11 protein-coding genes are annotated in these 15,493 nt (G+C 61.7%); 6 read left to right on the top strand and 5 right to left on the bottom strand.

Translation table 11 applies throughout. The annotated features are described in order from the left end of the window. Positions 1–307: 307 nt before the first annotated feature. The gene (gene acnA, locus F7R20_RS05175; protein WP_003199621.1) at positions 308–3,049 is read right to left on the bottom strand and encodes an aconitate hydratase AcnA; all 2,742 of its coding nucleotides are present in this window, start codon (positions 3,047–3,049) and stop codon (positions 308–310) included. Positions 3,050–3,221: 172 nt separating this feature from the next. On the opposite strand from acnA, the gene rlmM reads away from it, so the two are divergent. Both rlmM and tusA read left to right on the top strand, forming a co-directional pair. Continuing rightward, a complete protein-coding gene (rlmM, locus tag F7R20_RS05170; RefSeq protein ID WP_003199623.1) occupies positions 3,222–4,310 on the top strand; it encodes a 23S rRNA (cytidine(2498)-2'-O)-methyltransferase RlmM in 1,089 nt (362 codons plus the stop codon). A 144-nt stretch (positions 4,311–4,454) separates the two neighbouring features. After that, the gene (gene tusA, locus F7R20_RS05165; protein ID WP_003183455.1) at positions 4,455–4,706 is read left to right on the top strand and encodes a sulfurtransferase TusA; all 252 of its coding nucleotides are present in this window, start codon (positions 4,455–4,457) and stop codon (positions 4,704–4,706) included. On the opposite strand, the gene F7R20_RS05160 is transcribed toward tusA, so the two are convergent. Further along, complete coding sequence (locus tag F7R20_RS05160) at positions 4,703–6,106, bottom strand: MATE family efflux transporter (RefSeq protein WP_003199625.1); 1,404 nt, start codon at positions 6,104–6,106, stop codon at positions 4,703–4,705. The genes tusA and F7R20_RS05160 overlap by 4 nt on opposite strands. Positions 6,107–6,400: 294 nt before the next feature. Between F7R20_RS05160 and pdxB the strand changes: the two genes are divergently transcribed. After that, positions 6,401–7,555: a 4-phosphoerythronate dehydrogenase PdxB gene (gene pdxB, locus F7R20_RS05155; protein WP_003199627.1), complete on the top strand. Its 1,155-nt coding sequence runs from the start codon at positions 6,401–6,403 to the stop codon at positions 7,553–7,555. A 120-nt stretch (positions 7,556–7,675) separates the two neighbouring features. Here the strand turns inward: pdxB and F7R20_RS05150 are convergent, their stop codons facing one another. Beyond that, positions 7,676–7,855, bottom strand: a complete 180-nt coding sequence (locus tag F7R20_RS05150; protein WP_003199629.1) for a PA1571 family protein — start codon at positions 7,853–7,855, stop codon at positions 7,676–7,678. A gap of 249 nt (positions 7,856–8,104) precedes the next feature. Between F7R20_RS05150 and F7R20_RS05145 the strand changes: the two genes are divergently transcribed. Then, complete coding sequence (locus tag F7R20_RS05145) at positions 8,105–9,886, top strand: ABC transporter transmembrane domain-containing protein (protein ID WP_162276481.1); 1,782 nt, start codon at positions 8,105–8,107, stop codon at positions 9,884–9,886. Between the two features lie 184 nt (positions 9,887–10,070). Here the strand turns inward: F7R20_RS05145 and F7R20_RS05135 are convergent, their stop codons facing one another. Further along, entirely contained in the window at positions 10,071–11,999 is a 1,929-nt protein-coding gene (locus F7R20_RS05135; RefSeq protein WP_003199632.1) for a transglycosylase SLT domain-containing protein, read from the bottom strand. A 214-nt stretch (positions 12,000–12,213) separates the two neighbouring features. On the opposite strand from F7R20_RS05135, the gene F7R20_RS05130 reads away from it, so the two are divergent. Further along, a complete protein-coding gene (locus tag F7R20_RS05130) occupies positions 12,214–14,133 on the top strand; it encodes an ATP-binding cassette domain-containing protein (protein ID WP_003199634.1) in 1,920 nt (639 codons plus the stop codon). A gap of 125 nt (positions 14,134–14,258) precedes the next feature. On the opposite strand, the gene F7R20_RS05125 is transcribed toward F7R20_RS05130, so the two are convergent. Further along, positions 14,259–14,699 (bottom strand): universal stress protein, encoded by a 441-nt coding sequence (locus F7R20_RS05125; protein ID WP_003199636.1) that lies wholly within the window; start codon positions 14,697–14,699, stop codon positions 14,259–14,261. Positions 14,700–14,801: 102 nt separating this feature from the next. On the opposite strand from F7R20_RS05125, the gene F7R20_RS05120 reads away from it, so the two are divergent. Then, the gene (locus F7R20_RS05120) at positions 14,802–15,239 is read left to right on the top strand and encodes a hypothetical protein (RefSeq protein ID WP_003199638.1); all 438 of its coding nucleotides are present in this window, start codon (positions 14,802–14,804) and stop codon (positions 15,237–15,239) included. Positions 15,240–15,493: the final 254 nt, after the last annotated feature.

The following is a 15,493-nucleotide window of genomic DNA, read 5'->3' as shown; positions in this document are numbered from 1 at the left end:
AGAGCTTTGGGCGAAAGTGGCCGCCGCGTCTATGACGCCGCCAGGTCGCGCAAAGAACACGTTTTGTATCCATGCAGGTTCATGCGTAGGAGGGTGCAAGCCGTTGGCTGACTCTGTTCCGTGAGTGCCGACGGGATTATAGGCAGGCTCGTGCAAAAACGCCGCCTGTTAAAACACTAATGACGGTCAGGCAGCCGCAGAACCTGTGGGAGCGAGCTTGCTCGCGATAGAGGGTTGTCAGACAACATCGATGTTGGCTGTTCTACCGCTATCGCGAGCAAGCTCGCTCCCACAGGGGTGCTTATCTTTAACTGGCAATCAATTGCCGCAACACATAGTGAAGGATCCCGCCGGCCTTGAAATATTCCACTTCATTCAAGGTATCGATCCGGCACAACACTTCGATTCGCTCCTGGCTGCCGTCCTCGCGGGTAATGACCAGGGGCAGGTTCATGCGCGGCGTCAGTTCGACGTTGTTGAGCCCGAGGATGTCCAGGGTTTCCTTGCCCGTGAGGTTCAGGCTCTTGCGGTTCTGGTCGAGCTTGAACTGCAACGGCAGCACGCCCATGCCCACCAGGTTGGAGCGATGGATACGCTCGAAGCTTTCGGCGATCACCGCCTTGACCCCCAGCAGGTTCGTGCCCTTGGCTGCCCAGTCCCGGCTCGACCCGGTGCCATATTCCTGGCCGGCGATCACCACCAATGGTGTGCCCGCGGCCTGGTACAGCATGGCGGCGTCGTAGATCGGCATTCGTTCGCCACTGGGAATGTAGATCGTGTTGCCGCCTTCTTCGCCGTCGAGCATTTCGTTGCGAATGCGGATATTGGCGAAGGTGCCGCGCATCATCACCTGGTGGTTGCCGCGCCTGGACCCGTAGGAGTTGAAGTCTCGCGGCTCCACGCCTTGTTCGCGCAGGTAGCGACCGGCCGGGCTGTCCGCCTTGATATTGCCAGCCGGGGAGATGTGGTCGGTGGTCACCGAGTCTCCCAGCAGGGCCAGGACCCGGGCGCCTTCGACGTTCCTGACAGCCGGTGGCGGCCCGTCGATGTCGTCGAAGAACGGCGGGTGCTGGATGTAGGTCGAGTCGTCCTGCCAGACGTAAGTCGCCGCTTGCGGCACTTCGATGGCTTGCCATTGCTCGTCACCGGCAAACACGGCGGCGTATTCCTTGTGGAACATGCTGGTGTTGACCTGGGCCACGGCGGCGGCCACTTCCTGGCTGCTGGGCCAGATGTCCCGCAGGTACACCGGCTTGCCGTCCCGGTCGTTGCCCAGCGGCTCGCTACTGATATCGATACGCACCGTGCCGGCCAGGGCATAGGCGACCACCAGTGGCGGCGAGGCCAGCCAGTTGGTCTTCACCAGTGGATGCACCCGGCCTTCGAAGTTGCGGTTGCCTGACAATACCGAGGCCACCGTCAGGTCGGCTTTCTGGATGGCTTTTTCGATGGGCTCCGGCAATGGTCCGGAGTTGCCGATGCAGGTGGTGCAACCATAGCCCACCAAGTCGAAACCAAGTTTATCCAGGTACTCGGTCAGGCCGGCCGCCTTGTAGTAGTCGGTGACCACCTTGGAGCCCGGCGCCAGGGAACTCTTGACCCAAGGCTTGCGGGTCAGGCCTTTCTCCACGGCTTTTTTCGCCAGCAGCCCGGCGGCCATCATCACGCTGGGGTTGGAGGTGTTGGTGCACGAAGTAATGGCGGCAATCACCACCGCGCCGTTTTTCAGGCGATGGGTGTGGCCTTCGAATTCATATTCGGCTTCGCCCACCTGATCGGCATTGCCCACCGCGACGCCACCGCCACCTTCACTTTCCAGGCGACCTTCTTCTTTGCTGGTGGGTTTGACCTGCAACCCCAGGAAGTCGCTGAAAGCCTGGCCGACATTCGGCAACGAGACCCGGTCCTGCGGGCGTTTCGGTCCGGCGAGGCTGGCTTCGACGCTGCTCATGTCCAGCTCCAGGGTGTCGGTGAACACCGGTTCCTGGCCGGGCAAGCGCCACAGGCCCTGGGCCTTGCAATAGGCCTCGACCAATTTCACCGTTTCCGCTGGGCGTCCCGACAGGCGCAAGTAATCCAGGGTCACATCGTCCACCGGGAAGAAACCGCAGGTGGCGCCATATTCCGGGGCCATGTTGGCGATGGTGGCGCGGTCGGCCAGGGGCAGGTCGGCAAGGCCGTCGCCATAGAACTCGACGAATTTGCCCACCACGCCTTTCTTGCGCAGCATCTGCGTGACGGTCAGCACCAGGTCGGTGGCGGTGATGCCTTCGCGCAGCTTGCCGATGAGTTTGAAGCCGATGACCTCGGGAATCAGCATCGACACCGGTTGGCCGAGCATGGCGGCTTCCGCCTCGATCCCGCCGACGCCCCAGCCCAGCACGCCGAGGCCATTGATCATGGTGGTGTGGGAGTCGGTGCCCACCAGGGTGTCGGGGAACGCGTAGGTGCGACCGTCTTCCTCTTTGGTCCACACGGTGCGGCCCAGGTATTCGAGGTTGACCTGATGGCAGATGCCAGTGCCCGGCGGCACCACGCTGAAGTTGTCGAAAGCGCTCTGGCCCCAACGCAGGAAGGCGTAGCGTTCGCCGTTGCGTTGCATTTCGATGTCGACGTTCTGCTCGAACGCCTGGCTGCTGGCGAATTTGTCCACCATCACCGAGTGGTCGATCACCAGGTCCACCGGCGACAGCGGGTTGATCCGCTGGGGATCGCCGCCGGCCTTTTCCACGGCGGCGCGCATGGCGGCCAGGTCGACCACGGCGGGGACGCCGGTGAAGTCTTGCATCAACACCCGGGCGGGGCGGTATTGAATCTCGCGGTCGGAACGGCGCTCCTTGAGCCACCCGGCCAGGGCCTTGAGGTCGGTGCCGGTGACGGTTTTTTCATCTTCCCAGCGCAGCAGGTTTTCCAGCAGTACCTTCAACGACATGGGCAGTTTGTCCAGGTCGCCCAGGCTTCGGGCGGCATCCGGCAGGCTGAAGTAGTGGTAGGTCCTGGCGTCGACTTGCAGTGTTTTAAGGGTTTTCAGGCTATCGAGGGACGGCATTGAAATCACTCCTTTGAGTCCGCACGGCTACGGACTGACGGAACGGACAGAGCCTTTAACCTAGCCCTGTTTTGAGCGTATGACTAATCACTGGACTCTATGGGCAGGTTCGCGGTTCCGAACTCCGCTATCATGCGGCGGTTTTCGTGACAGGCTTTGCTACGGAGTTTCAATGAACACGCTTTTCATGCACTGCCGGCCAGGCTTCGAAGGCGAGGTCTGTTCCGAGATCGCCGAACACGCGGCCCGGCTCAACGTGGCCGGCTACGCCAAGGCCAAACCGGCCAGTGCCTGCGCTGAATTTGTCTGCACCGAAGACGACGGCGCCGAGCGGCTGATGGGCGGCCAGCGTTTCGCCGAACTGATTTTTCCGCGCCAGTGGGCGCGCGGTACGTTCATCGATTTGCCGGAAACCGATCGCATCAGCGTCATCCTGGCCCACATGGCCGCTTTCCCGACCTGTGGCAGCCTGTGGCTGGAAGTGGTGGATACCAACGACGGCAAGGAACTGTCGAACTTCTGCAAAAAATTCGAAGGCCCGTTGCGCAAGGCGCTGATTGGCGCCGGCAAGCTGGTGGACGACTCGCGCAAGCCGCGCCTGCTGCTGACTTTCAAGAGTGGCCGCGAAGTGTTCCTGGGCCTGGCCGAATCCGATAACTCGGCGATGTGGCCCATGGGCATTCCCCGCCTGAAGTTTCCCCGGGAAGCGCCGAGTCGTTCCACCCTCAAGCTTGAAGAGGCCTGGCACCATTTCATTCCCCGGGATCAGTGGGACGAGCGCCTGCACAGCGACATGACCGGCGTGGACCTCGGCGCCGCGCCGGGTGGCTGGACCTGGCAACTGGTCAACCGGGGCATGCTGGTGACCGCCATCGACAATGGCCCGATGGCCGAAAGCCTGATGGACACCGGCCTGGTGCAGCATCTGATGGCAGACGGCTTCACGTTCAAGCCCAAGCAGCCGGTGGACTGGATGGTCTGCGATATCGTCGAGAAACCGGCACGCAACGCGGCGATGCTGGAAGAGTGGATTGGCGAAGGGCATTGCCGCGAGGCCGTGGTCAACCTCAAGCTGCCGATGAAACAGCGTTATGCCGAGGTCAAGCGCCTGCTCGAACGCATCGCCGAGGGGTTCAAGGCTCGGGGGATCAAGGTCGAGATCGGTTGCAAGCAGCTGTACCACGACCGCGAGGAAGTGACGTGCCATCTGCGGCGGTTGGACACGAAAAAGCCCCGTGGGAGCAAAGCTTGCTCGCGATGAACGATGACGCGGTCCGGAGATCGAGGTGCCTGCATCGCGGGCAAGCCTTGCTCCCATAGTCTTGCTCTCACATGTTTGCCGCCCCACAGGCTTTGCTCAGAACCGACATTGCGCGACAATGCCGGCCAGTTTCAGGAGTAGAACATGAGTGAAATGAACGACACGCCGGTCGACGGCACGCTGGATGCCACGGGGCTCAATTGCCCGGAACCGGTGATGATGCTGCACCAGCACATCCGCGACCTGGCCCCCGGTGGCCTGCTGAAAGTCATCGCCACCGACCCCTCGACTCGCCGCGACATCCCCAAGTTTTGCGTGTTCCTGGACCACGAACTGGTGGCCCAGCAGGAGGAAGCGGGCACTTACCTCTACTGGATCCGCAAGAAACTCGCTTAATCCGTCGAGCGGCTGATGCGGATCTGCTTGCGCGCGCTGCGTGCCAGGCGGATCGACAGCATCAGCGCCGCGCAGCTCAAGCCCACGATCAGGCCTTGCCACAATCCGCTCGGGCCGCTGGCGGCACCGAGCCAGTCGGTCAGGCCCAGGGCGTAACCCACCGGCAGGCCGATGCCCCAATAGGCGAACAGGGTCAGGATCATCGTTACCCGGGTGTCCTGGAAGCCGCGCAACGCGCCTGCCGCCGTGACCTGGATCGCATCGGAAAACTGAAACAGCGCCGCGTAGACGATCAGCATCGAAGCCACGTCGATCACCACCGGATCGGCGGTATAGATCGCCGCGATAGGCCCGCGCAGCGCGAACATCAGGCTCGCCGACAGGCAGGCGTACGCCAGGGCCGTGCCCATGCCCACACCAGCGGCGAAGCGCGCTTCGCGAGGCTGACGACGACCCAGGGCCTGGCCGACCCGCACCGTGACGGCCATGCCCAGGGAGTAGGGGATCATGAACACCAGGGAGCTGAAGTTCAGCGCGATCTGGTGCCCGGCCACCACCGTGGCACCGAGGCTGCCGATCAGCAGCGCGATCACCGCGAAAATGCTCGATTCGGCGAACACCGCAATGCCAATCGGCAAGCCGATGCCCAGCAGGCGCTTGATGACCGCCCATTGCGGCCAGTCGAAACGGCTGAACAGCCGGCTCGACTGATAGGCCGGTGCCCAGCGGGCCCACCCGGCCATGCCCAGGGCCATGACCCACATCACGATGGCCGTGGCCCAGCCGCAACCGACGCCGCCCATGGCGGGCACGCCGAGGTGCCCATAGATGAAGATGTAATTGAGCGGAATGTTCAGCGCCAGCCCACACAGCCCCAGCACCATCGCTGGCCGCGTGCGTCCCAGGCCGTCGCTGAAGCAGCGCAGTACGTGATACAGCGCCACGGCCGGCAGGCCCGTGCCGATGCCCCGCAGGTATTCCATGCATGGGCCAATCAGTTCGGGGTCGACATTCATGATGTGCAGGATCGGTTCGGCGCTGAACAGCGCCAGTGTGGCGATCAACCCCACCACCAATGCCAGCCACAGCGCCTGGCGCACCAGCGGCCCGATCTCGTCGAACGTACCGGCGCCGAAGCGCTGGGCAACTTTCGGGGTGGTCGCCAGCAATGTGCCGGTCATCAACAGGAACACCGGCACCCAGATCGAGTTGCCCAAAGCCACGGCGGCCAGGTCCCGCGGGCCAACCCGACCGGCCATCACCGCATCGACAAACCCCATGGCGGTGGTTGCCAGTTGCGCCACCATGATCGGCAAGGCCAGGGCCAGCAAGGTCCTGAGTTCAAGACGAACCCGGGCCGGGCGGGAGAGGGTGGTGGGGGTATCGATTGCAGGGTTCACAGGGAAAGCGTCCGAAAAGATTAAGCGCAAGGCGGCGAATTCTACGCTTTGACACAGTGGTCAGGAAAAATCCTGTGTTGTGGATTTGTAATCGTTTTTTCAGTTTTCGAGCACCTTTGGGAGCAAGGCTTGCCCGCGATGAAGATGATGCGGTCTGCCGAGGAACCGAGGCGCCGGCATCGCGAGCAAGCTTTGCTCCCACATACATTCCCTCGCCACAACATCATTCGCTCCGGGTAATGCACAGGCCCAACGGAACGCCTACACTGCCCCTCCCGCCAAAGGAGCTTTGCCATGCTGATCGTCGCCGACGAAAACATCCCCCTGCTTGATGCATTTTTCCAAGGATTCGGCGAAATCCGCCGGGTGCCGGGCCGGGGGATCGACCGGACGATGGTCGAGCAAGCCGATGTGCTGCTGGTGCGTTCGGTCAGCCAGGTCAATCGGGCGCTGCTGGAAGGCAGCAAGGTGCGCTTCGTCGGCACCTGCACCATCGGCACCGATCACCTGGACCTGGACTATCTTGCCGAGGCTGGTATCCGCTGGGCCAGCGCGCCGGGCTGCAATGCCCGTGGCGTGGTGGACTATGTGCTGGGCAGCCTGATGACCCTGGCAGAAATCGAAGGCGCGCAACTTGAGCAACGAACCTTCGGTGTGATCGGCGCAGGCCAGGTGGGCGGGCGGTTGATCGAGGTGCTCAAGGGGCTGGGCTGGACCGTGAAGGTCTGCGATCCGCCGCGTCAGGCCGCCGAAGGGGGCGACTATGTGAGCCTGGAGCAGATCATCGAGCAGTGCGATGTGATCAGCCTGCATACACCGTTGACCCGCGACGGCGAGCAACCGACCTGGCACCTGTTCGACGAAGCGCGTCTGAACCAGCTCAAGCCCGGGACCTGGCTGATCAACGCGGCCCGCGGCCCGGTGATCGACAATGCCGCGCTACGTGAAGTGTTGCTGGAACGCGAAGACCTGCAAGCGGTGCTGGATGTCTGGGAGCAGGAGCCCACCGTGGATGTGGACCTGGCCGATTTGTGCGTGATCGCCACCCCGCACATTGCCGGTTACAGTCTCGATGGCCGCCAGCGTGGCACCGCCCAGATCTACCAGGCCTTGTGCGCTTTCATGGAGCGGCCGGTTGAAGTCAGCCTCAGCGACCTGTTGCCTCGGCCTTGGCTGGGTGGCATCACCCTGGATGCCGCAACCGACCCGGCCTGGGCCTTGGCGGCGCTGTGCCGGAGCGTGTACGACCCCCGTGGTGACGACGCGAACTTTCGCCGCAGCCTGGTGGGCACAGTCGGCGAACAACGCAGCGCGTTCGACGCCTTGCGCAAGCACTACCCGCCACGGCGGGAAATCGACAGCCTGAAGGTTGGTATCGAGGGGCAGTCGGCGGCCTTGCAACAGATCGTGACAGCGCTGGGTTGTGGGAGCAAAGCTTGCTCGCGATGAACGATGACGCGGTCAGGGGACCGAGGTGCCTGCATCGCGGGCAAGCCTTGCTCCCACAACGTTTCTCGCAGGCATAAAAAACCCGACATCAAGGTCGGGTCCAATTGAAGACGGGCTGTATCACTTTTGTTCGGCAGGCTTGACCAGTCGTTTTTCCAGCTCGCTGCAGGCTTTCTGGATCATGTCTTCGGTGATCGGTACTTCGCGCCCTTGGGCATCGATGAACGAGCAGCCCAGAGACTGGTCCGGTTGCGTGCGGATTACTTGAATCTTGTCGTCGCTGCTGTGTTGCAAGGACATGGCCTGTCTCCTCATCAGGTTGTGTGCCTACTTTAATGTCGCCAGGTGACCGAGCCATGACACTCCTTGTAGGTTCATGGCGACACCTCCACTCAATCAGAAACATAGTTGCGTTTCCAGCCAGACTTTAGACCGATAACATCTAGCCTCTAGTCGTTGTGGTCATATTTAACCTGACTCATTCTGATTCAATTTGGTTCCGCTACGCTTTGGCGTCGCTGGCCGGCCTTTTTCCTGCTGCATTATCGGATGCCCTTGATGCTTTCTTCCCGACATCGCCGTGCCATACGCCTGGCCAGCGGCTTCATCGCCCCTTACCGCAAACAGGTCGTCGGCGCCTTGCTGGCCCTGATTGTCACCGCCGGTATTACCTTGTCCATGGGCCAAGGCATCCGGTTGCTGGTGGATCAGGGCTTCATGACCCGCTCACCGCACCTGCTCAATCAATCCATCGGCCTGTTCATGATACTGGTGGTGGGGTTGGCGATCGGTACGTTTTCACGTTTTTACCTGGTGTCCTGGATCGGCGAGCGGGTGGTGGCCGATATCCGGCGGCAGGTCTTCAACCATCTGGTGTACTTGCACCCCGGTTTCTACGAAAACAACCGCAGTTCGGAAATCCAGTCGCGGCTGACCGCCGATACGACCTTGCTGCAATCGGTGATCGGTTCGTCGCTGTCGTTGTTTTTGCGCAACGCCTTGATGGTGGTAGGCGGCATCGTGCTGCTGTTCATCACCAATCCCAAGTTGACCAGCATCGTGGTGATTGCCCTGCCGCTGGTATTGGCACCGATCCTGGTCTTTGGTCGTCGGGTGCGCAGCTTGTCGCGCCAGAGCCAGGACCGGATTGCCGACGTCGGCAGCTACGTCTCCGAAACCCTTGGGCAGATCAAGACCGTGCAGGCCTACAACCACCAGGTCCAGGACGAACAACGATTCTCCGTGACGGTGGAACAGGCTTTCGACACTGCCCGCAAGCGCATCGCCCAGCGGGCCTGGCTGATCACCCTGGTGATCGTGCTGGTGCTGGGCGCGGTGGGGGTGATGCTCTGGGTCGGCGGCATGGATGTGATCGCCGGGCGGATTTCCGGCGGTGAGCTGGCGGCATTCGTGTTCTACAGCCTGATCGTCGGCAGTGCCTTCGGCACCCTGAGCGAGGTGATCGGCGAGCTGCAACGGGCGGCGGGTGCGGCAGAGCGCATTGCCGAGTTGCTGCGTTCGGAGAACATTATCCAGCCGCCGGCTTCAGGTCTTGTCACGTTGCCGGAGCGGGTCCGGGGCGACCTGCGCCTCGAAGGCGTGCGTTTTTCCTATCCCTCCCGGCCTGACAGCTATGCGGTCGACGGCCTCGACCTGACTATCAAGGCCGGTGAGACCCTGGCCCTGGTCGGGCCTTCCGGTGCGGGCAAGTCAACGGTGTATGACCTGCTGCTGCGTTTCTACGATCCGGTGCAAGGGCAGATACTGATCGACGACGTGCCGTTGACTCAACTTGATCCGTTGGACCTGCGCCGTCACTTCGCCCTGGTTTCACAAAATCCGGCACTGTTTTTCGGCACGGTCGAAGAGAACATCCGCTACGGCAACCCTGGCGCAACGTCCGAGCAGGTGCGTGAGGCCGCGCAGATTGCCCACGCCCACGATTTCATCGAAAAAATGCCCGACGGCTACCAGACCCACCTGGGTGACGGTGGTCTCGGGTTATCCGGCGGTCAACGCCAACGCCTGGCCATCGCCCGGGCGTTGCTGGTGGACGCGCCGATCCTGCTGCTGGACGAAGCCACCAGCGCCCTCGATGCGCAAAGCGAACACCTGATCCAGCAAGCCCTGCCCAACCTGATGAAAAACCGCACGACCCTGGTCATCGCCCACCGCCTGGCCACGGTGAAAAACGCTGACCGGATCGCGGTGATGGATCAAGGCAAGGTGGTTGCCGTGGGGACTCACCAGGAGCTGGTTGCCAGCAATGCGCTGTACGCGCGGCTGGCGGCGTTGCAGTTCAATGTTGGCCTGGAGGCGGCAGCCGACTAAGTATGGTCCCTTGTGGGAGCGAGCTTGCTCGCGATAGCGGTGAGCCAGCTTGCATCCATGTTGAAGGTGCCACCGCCATCGCGAGCAAGCCCGATCCCACAAGGTCCAGCAAGCGAGCAAAAAGAAATGCCCGCATCTTTCGATGCGGGCATTTTTTCTTCTCAGGAACAGCTTTCGCTAATAATCACTGATCATCGAAATACCGCTCATGCCAATCCACCAGCGGTTGCGGCGAGTTGAGTTTCTGGCCGTAGATCACCGAGTACGACAACACGTTCTGCACGTATTGGCGGGTTTCGTCGAACGGGATGCTTTCGACCCAGACGTCGAAGCTCAAGTGGTCGGCGCCACGCAGCCACTGGCGCACGCGACCGGGGCCGGCGTTGTAGGCCGCCGAAGCCAGGACGCGATTGCCGTTGAACTGGCTATGAACCTGGCTCAGGTACGCCGCGCCCAACTGGATGTTCTTGTCCGGGTTCAACACTTGCTGTGGTGAGGCCAGGGGAATGCTGAACTTGCGCGCGGTTTCCTTGGCGGTGCCAGGCATCAGTTGCATCAGGCCGGCGGCACCGACGCCGGAACGGGCGTCGTCCATGAAGGCGCTTTCCTGGCGGGTAATGGCGAACGCCCAGCTTGGATGCAGGCCGCGGATCTTGGCTTCGCGCACCAGGGTGTCGCGGTGGGCCATCGGGAAGCGGATGTCCAGGTCGTCCCAGTACTTGGCCTGGCTGATGGTGCGAATGGCCGGGAAATACCACTTCAGGTCATACGCCAGTTTGGCCTGGGCGACCATTTCGTCGCGGTTGAAATGACGGCTGACGTGATACCACTCGCGGCGCCCGTCGACGATGTCCCCACGGGCATGAAATTCCAGCGCCCGACGCACGCCAGGGGTGTTGCGCACTTTGTTGATCAGCGCCTGGCTCATCACCAGCGGCTTGTTGACTAGCGAGTACGGTGACTGGGAGCGATCGGCAGCCAGGAAACCATAGAAATCCCGTTCACGGGCCAGGTGCTTGTAGAGCGCCAGCGCTTCGGGGTTCTGCGGCTGCGCCAGTTCCAGCGTGCGGGCTTGCCAGTACCGCCAGCGATTGGTGCTCGACAGCGACTCGGGCAGGCGACGGGTCAGTTGGTAGGCGTCGTCCCAGCGGGCCAGGCGCAGCAGCAGGCGCAAGCGCCATTCCGAAACGGTGTCATCGCGCAGTTCCGGGTCGTATTTCGTCATTACGTCCAAGGCCCGGCTGTCGAAGCGCTTGGCCAGGGTCAGGCCGATTTCCCGGGCAATCGCAACTTTTTCATCACGGGAAAAATGCATGGTACTGGCGTAGCCGTCCAGCAGTGCCATGGCCTTTTCCGGATCCTGGCGGGCCAGGCGACGCAGGCCGAGGCTGACGATATCGGACATCGGTTCATCGGCCGGGATGAAGCGCGAGGGCTGGTTGAGCAACTCGGGCTTTTGCGCCACGTCCACCAGCAGCTTGCCGCGGGGGGCGAGGGTGGTCAGGCCGCTGACCAGGCTGTTGGCCAGCGGGTAGTTGCGGGCCTGGGCCGCCAGTTTTGTGCGTTCCCAGCGTTTCTGTTCGGTCAACTGGCCCTGGGAGGCCCATAGACCGAACAAGGCATCGCACGCCTGGGGCTGGGATTTACCGGAGAGCCACAGCTTTTCGGTATTGGCATAGCCTTCGGCCTTCAAGCCATGGCTGAGCTGGTACTGGGCGTTAAGGCAGTCCAGTTCGGTGAAATTGAGCTTGGGATCGTAATACTTGACGAAGGTCTCCCAGTCGCCGCGTTCGGTCAGCCAACGCAGCCAGCGCAATTTCATCCAGTTGGCCTGGGGCAGGTCACCATGTTCGGCGAGGAACTTCTCGATTTCGGCGTTGCTGGCGCTCTTGAGGCGAGCGGTCAATTCGTCGTAGGCCAGATAGGGTTCCAGCGGATAATCACGCAGGGCCTGGCTGTAGCGAAAGTAAGGGCCGGAATCACCCTTGGCCAAGGCGCGCTTGGCCTCGTCGTAATATTGGCGTTGAGTGGAGATATCCACCGCCTGCGCGGATTGAACGGCAGTGGCACATACAAAAAGACACGATAAAACACTTAAAAGGCGACTGCGCATGAGACGTCCGGGCATAAAAAAACATGACAAGCCCAAGGGGTAACCCAGGGTAACTGTCTGTAGCTTAGCCTTTTGCCAGCAGCCGGCGAAAGCTTTGCAGGGCCGTCGGTGCAAGTTCGCAACATTTGTTATACAGAGTGCTTCGGTGGCGAAATTGGCGGAACCTTGAGGCCTCATCTCAGGTAGAATGCGCGCCCGGTTTTTGGAGAAGCTCATGACCCTGCTCAAATTCAGCGATGTGTCCCTTGCTTTCGGCGCTATGCCGTTGTTGGACAAGGTGTCCTGGCAGATCGCCCGTGGTGAGCGGGTGTGCATCATCGGCCGCAACGGCACTGGCAAGTCCAGCATGATGAAGCTGGTCAAGGGCGATCAAAAGCCCGATGACGGCTCGGTCTGGCGCGCGCCAGGCCTGAAAATCGGCGAATTGCCCCAGGAACTGCCGGTGGCCGACGAGCGGACCGTATTCGATGTGGTCGCCGAAGGCCTGGACGGTGTCGGCGCGCTGTTGGCCGAGTACCACCACCTGAGCCAGAACATCGTCACCGATGCCGACCTGGACAAGTTGATGCACGTGCAGCACGACCTTGAAGCCCGAGACGGCTGGCGTCTGCAGCAACTGGTCGACAGCACCCTGAGCCGCCTGCAATTGCCGGCCGACAAGACCCTGGCCGAGTTGTCCGGCGGCTGGCGTCGTCGCGTCCTGCTGGCCCAGGCCCTCGTGTCCGAGCCGGACCTGCTGCTGCTCGACGAACCGACCAACCACCTGGACATCGGCGCCATCGCCTGGCTTGAAGAAGCCTTGAAGGACTTCCAGGGTGCGGTGCTGTTCATCACCCACGACCGTTCCTTCCTGCAAAACCTGGCGACCCGCATCCTTGAACTGGACCGTGGCGGCCTGATCGACTGGAACGGCGACTACGCCAGCTTCCTGGTGCACAAGGAAGCGGCGCTGGCGGCGGAAGAAACCGCTAACGCGTTGTTCGATAAGAAACTGGCCCAGGAAGAAGTCTGGATTCGCCAGGGTATCAAGGCGCGTCGCACCCGCAACGAAGGCCGTGTGCGGGCGCTCAAGGCCTTGCGCATGGAGCGCAGTGAACGTCGCGAGCGCACCGGCAAGGCCAACATCCAGCTGGATACCGCTGACAAGTCCGGCAAGCAGGTGATGGTCCTTGAGAATGTGAGTTTCGCGCACCCGGGCGGCCCGTTCCTGATCAAGGACTTCTCCATGGTGCTGCAGCGTGGCGATCGCATCGGCCTGCTGGGTGCCAACGGTACCGGCAAGACCACCTTGCTCAAGCTGATGCTCGGTGGCCTGGTGCCGACCAATGGCAAGGTGGAAGAGGGCACGAAGATCGACGTCGCCTACTTTGACCAGTTGCGCCATCAGTTGGACCTGGAAAAGACCGTGATCGACAACGTCGCCGAAGGCCGCGATTTCATCGACATCGATGGCCAGAGCCGCCATGTGCTGAGCTACCTTGGCGATTTCCTGTTCAGCCCCCAGCGTGCCCGTACGCCGGTCAAGGCGCTGTCGGGTGGCGAGCGCGCCCGTCTGTTGCTGGCCAAGTTGTTCAGCAAGCCGGCGAACCTGCTGGTGCTCGACGAACCGACCAACGACCTGGACGTGGAAACCCTGGAGTTGCTGGAAGAGGTGTTGCTGACCTTCAACGGCACCGTGCTGATGGTCAGCCACGACCGGGCATTCCTCGACAACGTGGTCACCAGCACTCTGGTGTTCGAAGGCGAAGGCCTGGTGCGTGAATACGTCGGTGGCTATCAGGACTGGCTGCGCCAGGGCGGCTCGCCGCGTCTGCTGGGAGTAACCGAAAGCAAGTCTGGCAAGGCCGACCTGAATTCGGCCGTGGTCAAGGCCGAGCCAGCCCCGGTAGCTGCCGCGGCGACCCCGGCACCGGCCAAGAAAAAACTCAGCTACAAGCTGCAGCGTGAGCTGGAGGCGCTGCCGGGTGACATCGACGCGAAGGAACAGCAGATCGCCGCGGTGGAAGCCGAGATGGCTGACGCCGGCTTCTACCAGCGACCTGCTGCCGAAACCGCCAAGGTCATCGCGCATCTGGAGCAGTTGCAGGTCGAGCTGGACGCACTGGTCGAGCGCTGGGCTGAACTGGACGCTTGATCTGCTGTTGAAAAAAAATCCCGGAATTCAGCAATGAACGCCGGGATTTCTATTTGAGACGCTATTCCCCTGTAGGGGTGAGCCTGTGGGAGCAAAGCTTGCTCCCACAAGGTCAGGGTCTGGGGTTATGTGCGCTTGACCAGATGTACCGCCAGCACATCGCAAGGCGCGCCATGCAGCACGTCGTTGGCGGTCGAGCCCAGCAACAGCGCCAGGCCGTGGCGACCATGGCTGCCGACCACAATCAGGTCGCAGCCCTGTTCCTTGGCCAGGTGATGGATCTCCTGGCGCGGCTGGCCGTAGGTCAGGTGGCTGAATTCCTTCTTCAGGGCAGGGTATTTCACGATCAGTCGGTCAAGGCGTTCCTTGGCCTGGTCGAATTGCTGCTGCTGCAATTGGGAAAGGTCCATGGGCACGTCGCCGCCGAAGGCCATGGCCATCGGTTCGACGATATGCACCAGCGACAGCTTGGTGTCCCGGCTTTCGCAAAGGGCGAGGGCGCGCTTGACGACCGGATCGCATTCTTCAGTGAGGTCGACGGCGACCAGAACGTGTTCGTAGTACATGGAAAGCACTCCAGAGAATTGCGATACGGTAAGTATGGCTGGTTTCAAGCGCATTGACGGCGACGTGGCTCAATGGGCTCATCAGAATTCGGGAGTACGAATATGACGGTCTGGATAGTGGTGTCAATCCTGTTGGTGGTGTTAAGTCCACTGGCATGGTTGCGTCCGTCCCGTGTTCAGAGCGGTCGCATGGCCCTGCGCATGGAAGCACGACGCCTGGGCCTGGCCATGCAGCTGGCGCCGCAGGAGTGGCCGCACTGGCTCGGCCAGCAGCCGCCAAACCCCTGCGCCCAGTACCACCGGCCCCGGCGTGGCAAGGAACCGGCGGTCTGGAGCTATTGGCAGACTGCGCCAGGCGTCTGGGTCAACCAGTGGCGAGAAGTCTGCCAGGATGAGTCCCTGCTCAATCATTTCGAAAAATTGCCGGCCAACGTCTACAAGGTCGAAGCCGATCGGCAAATGATCGCCTTGTACTGGGGCGAGAAGGGCGAAGCGACTGTTTTGCAAGATATTTGCGCGGTGCTCAAGGCGCTGGCCTGAGGCATAAAAAAGCCCGACAGTCTCATCGGGCGGGTTGGCCAGGCAGGCCGGTAATCAATCTCGTGTCAGGACGTGCGTTCGTAACGTCCTTTGTTCCCAATTTTCAATCGCGTCCCGACAGCGTAGACGGCTGGATCCGATATGTCTGGAATTAGGGCGATTTTTCTAATTATTGATCCTATGAATAGCTGCTCATGCGGCGCCGTGTTGCGGATCCGTACGGTACGGAAATGACCGAGAAGTCGCGTTCACGC

The organism is Pseudomonas brassicacearum subsp. brassicacearum (genome assembly GCF_008801605.1).
Lineage (GTDB): Bacteria > Pseudomonadota > Gammaproteobacteria > Pseudomonadales > Pseudomonadaceae > Aquipseudomonas > Aquipseudomonas brassicacearum.
Note: the sequence above shows the minus strand (reverse complement) of the source record. Positions and strands in the feature narration are given on the sequence as shown.